This is a genomic window from Vibrio sp. YT-19(2023) (assembly GCF_033337395.1).
This window is the reverse complement of the sequence record NZ_JAWOQN010001225.1, coordinates 1-505: the sequence shown is the minus strand read 5'-3', so window position 1 is coordinate 505 and position 505 is coordinate 1. Positions and strand designations below refer to the sequence as shown.

Annotated in this window: 1 pseudogene; it reads left to right on the top strand. The window is 43.4% G+C overall.

Annotated features, from left to right (window positions below):
• Positions 1 to 505, top strand: a pseudogene (locus R7E78_RS30970) (AraC family transcriptional regulator); the annotation flags it as partial.

Sequence of the window (505 nt, the reverse complement as noted above, 5' to 3'; positions counted from 1 at the left end):
GGAAGGGATTGTAAAAGTCTTAGAATTAGATTCTCAAATTAACGAATTTGCGTTCCAACGAGGCATGTTATGGCTTGCCACTTCAAAAGGTTTGGAGATATTCCAATTGGAGGGGCTGAAAAAGGTTAGCTTCCCTTATTTACAAGTAATGGCTGGGCATACTGTTGAGCATATTGCTCCAGACGACGCAAACCGTTTGTGGGTATCCAGCGGTTACCAACTTTACAACGTTGATATCGACAAGCAATCCGTCAGAAACTTTGGTAGCGAATGGATCGTGAGTCAGTACTTACCAGCTAAAGTGACGCGCTTATATGATACCGAAGATAAACTTTTTATTGGTACGGACCACGGCATTTATGAATACGATGATGAACGTATTCGTTTCAATCGTTTCTCGGAAAAATATGGCGAGTCGCTAGATATAGTGACAGCGGCGGATGGCTCTCAGTGGTTTGCCTCTTCCTATGGGTTGTTTAAAACAGTGGCTGGTGGAGAAGCCAAG